2 protein-coding genes are annotated in these 3581 nt (G+C 65.8%); both read left to right on the top strand.

What is annotated here, in order from left to right; all coding sequences use genetic code 11:
• Positions 1-685: hypothetical protein (locus tag ABEU20_RS24805; protein ID WP_420167051.1), on the top strand; the 685-nt coding region annotated here is incomplete at its 5' end.
• Between the two features lie 101 nt (positions 686-786).
• A complete protein-coding gene (locus ABEU20_RS24800) occupies positions 787-1098 on the top strand; it encodes a hypothetical protein (RefSeq protein WP_420167050.1) in 312 nt (103 codons plus the stop codon).
• Positions 1099-3581 lie beyond the last annotated feature (2483 nt).

The raw sequence follows: 3581 nt of genomic DNA, 5'->3' as shown, positions 1-3581 counted from the left end.
GTGGGGGCCTTCGGCATTTCCGTATCCATCTGTTCCCGGAATGTCGTGGCGTGTGGCGCCCGACAATCCTGCGCCCGCATCTCTTCAATTCTTCGGATTTACCTACGGCATGCCGGGCGGTGTCTCGGTCGACTCGATGACCTCCAGTGCTCGATACAGTGGTCGAATGTTCGTATCCGCTGAGGTGATCGATGTCCTCGACCCGATGCCGAGGCTCGTTCATGCCGGCAAGACCGGCGGGCGTTCGACTTTCGCGTTCTGGCGAGACGGCGCGGCGCGTCTGCTCGACGACGGACTTGCCCAGCACTCGCACCGAAAACTGCCCCTGGCGGATGACGCCTGCGTCCTAGCGGCGTCCAACCTCGATCTGCTTGTACTCACCTCCGCCGGCGGGCTCGTCATCGCCGGAGTGGACGTTGTCACGGTGCCGGGATTGCCGGCGGACGCGGCTGCGCTTCTGGGTGGTCTACTGGTCGTCGCCGTCCCGGAAGGCGAGAGGCATCGGCTGCTCACGCTCGAGGCCGCGACCGGGGCGATCCGCGACGAGCCGACAATCGACGCTGAGGACGCTCACGCCTTCCTGCATCCCATCCGGCCGACGGCACAGCGATTCTCGAACTCGCCATGGGGCAGGATGGTGTTCTCGCATTCCGTGTCGATGTCGAGGAAACGCGCTTGCGTCTGACCGAGATCCTCGCAGGAGACGATCCTGTGATCGCAGGCTTCGATGCCTCGGGCTCGAGGCTGCTTGTCACTCCGTATCCGAGTGATCCGGAGGTCGTACGAATGCTGTCGTGGCCGGATCTGCGGGAGATCTCCCGACTGGACGCGAGTGCGATCGACGCCTCGTACGGTTTCGGGCTCGCCGGATGCTGGATCGGCGAGGCTCGAGCCGCCGTGTACGCGACCGAGGACGCATTGATCGTCACCGACGAGAACTTCGGCTCGTGTGACCGGATCACATTGCCGATCGACTTCGGCGACGAAGGAGAGGTCGAGAGCCTCACGCATCTCGGTGCTGGAAATGTGGCCGTCGGTGTGTGGACTCCCGCCGGTCGACTCACCCTCGTCGTACGGATCATCGAAGGACACGGCTGAACTGACACTGCCCCTGGCCGGGCGACGGCGGCGCCCAGTCCTGCGGTACATGACTGCACCGCGGGCTCGGCGTAACGCCCTATCACCGCTACTACCGCCGGCGCAGAGGTGACTGCGGATTGCTCGAGATTGAGGCGCCTTGTTGCCGTGCAGTGTGTCGTAGTGGCTTCGTGGGCCGCGCAGTTGCGCGATCAGTGGCGGGGAACATCGGCGAGTCGCGCGGCTGCCCAGACCTGGTCAGCCTGACCTGCGGTCTTACGTCGCCGGCGAGCGGTTGGTGAATCTTCATGGGCGAGACGCCGGGCAACTGCGGTGCCCTCATCACGCGGGCTTTCCGCGGCCTCATGCAAATAGATCCAGCCCTCGCGAGGAGGACTGGATCGATTCGTGGCGCGGTGGTGCGCGCGGACGATCGTGGAGTCCACCGACCACGACCCGTCGATCGCCCCGGGCGCTTGCTGCCGCAGTGACGCCGGAGCTCTTCGTCGTCTGTTCCCATACGGGGGTACCGCGGCGGCGCCCTTCCGTGGCCCGAACGCATCGGTCAGCTCACGCCGGTCGACCTCAGTGCGGTACCGAGGTGATCGCGTCGGCCATCAGCCACGCATGGGAAACCTCCTCAGGTCTTCGTGTCGGCGACGTGGATCAGGCAGGCGGACACCATTCGGAGCCTCATCGGTCCTTGGAATGGCGCCGGTTCCCCTTCTGCGGCGCAAGCCCAGCAATCCCCGGAATCGTCTGCGGCCGAGAGTGATTTGCGGCGTCCGCCGTATCGGGAGCGTCGCTCGCCCGGTAAGGCTCACGGCGGAAGTCCACGACGCAGCGCATGGGGCCGGCGCCGAGGAGTTCCAAGCGATGTGCCGATGCGCCCTCGGTCGGAGGCATTGCCGCGCCGACTCGCATCGGTGAGTTCGACCTGCTCGAGACGGCGTCCGCAGCTCGAACGGCGAGAGTGGAGAGATTCTCGATGTGAGACACCGTCCCGGAGCTAGGGATTGATGGACCGGAGTCACTGTCTCAGCCTGTCTCGCAAAGGAAGTGGCGGTTCCGCTTTGTGATAGTCGGGTGAGCGGCTCGCTGATCGTGACTCCGTGCCCGGTGGCCGAACCGCCTCGTGTCTTCGGCGTCCGACCGCAACATGGGCCGTAGCTCGTAGCCGGCAACGCGCCGGCGGGGAGGGTGCATCCGCGGGCAGCAGCGTCGTTCCGGACCACCAGCCGACAACACCGGACTCTGAGGGCCACTGCCTCCTGGCGGCGCTGTTTCCGATCTACGGTGAACGGGTGCCGCTGCGCCGAGGGTGGATCCCCTCGGTCTCGGGGCTCAGGCACGCAAAGGGCCAGTACAGGCGACCGGGTTGGGTGCGAGACCGGCCGTGTCCAGTCGCCGGGCATCACGCCAGAAGACGCACAGCGAAATGGCAGGACGCAGGCCCGGACCCCCTGATCCGAATCCGGATCGAGCGCGCTCGGCCGAGGGCTAAGGCGATGACCTGCCTAGTGCATCGTGCAACCGCACGGTGGGTGCACCTTCCGGATGGAGCGTTCAGTGTCGTCACTCTGCGTGCGTTCCGGCATATGCGGGGGTCTGTGCGCTGCCGCGCTTCAACCGTCCCGAGTGCAGTTGATATCGGTCCTGCACGCACCCGATGTGCAGTGTGGGTCAGGCCTCGGTCCTCGGATGTCGTAGTCGATGCACGATCCGAGTCGAACCAGCGAGAAGTGCCGAGCGACGGCGGAGTACCGGCGTAGTGGCACGAGTATTGCTGGGGTACGAATTTCGACGCCACCCGTACGGCGATGCTTGCCGAGTGCCGCGTGCGAAAGGTCCCTTCAGGTATCGGTGCACGGAATCCGGCCTGCTGGCTGGGCAGAACTTCTGGGGAGTGCGAGATCCGCGTCGGGCGTGATCCCTTCGCGTCGAGAGCGGTGGAGCTCCGACGTGGGCGATGGCGAAAGTGTGCAGTCGATCTCCTCCACCTCGGGGTGACGTGTCGAGCGCTGGCCCCCGGGGGAGAGTTCGCATCTCGATTCGTGCGGTTGGTTCCCAACCGGGATCCGAGCCGAGTAGTAGTGCTCAACTCCGAGCCGATTGTGCTGGCCTCCCCGAGGTCGAGTCCGACGAATGTCGGAGCGCACGGAGTTCATCGGTTCGCGTCGGTGATGAGACCCGAGCGTGCCGCGGCCGCTCGCCGGCGCGGGAGTGCACAGGTCGGCAGGCCCGGCACCCTGGCGACAACCGTCCCCGTGGATGAGATGCGGCGCGGCTCGGGCGCGCGACCGTCCTCACGGCACCAGGGCCAGACACCAGGCCTGACCCGAGCCGTAGTTTCTGCGTCGCGACCCGTGCACCATTCCGGAAGAGCCCGATTTGGTGTTCGCGCGAGGATCGCGTAACTTATTCCAAGTCAGAGCGACACGGACACCGACCCGGACGCGATCTTCACAGGTCAGCGAGGGAAAACGAGGTTGTACGGGGAGCGC

The organism is Rhodococcus parequi (assembly GCF_046042785.1).
Taxonomy (GTDB): Bacteria; Actinomycetota; Actinomycetes; order Mycobacteriales; family Mycobacteriaceae; genus Prescottella; species Prescottella parequi.
This window is presented reverse-complemented; position numbering and strand designations above follow the sequence as displayed.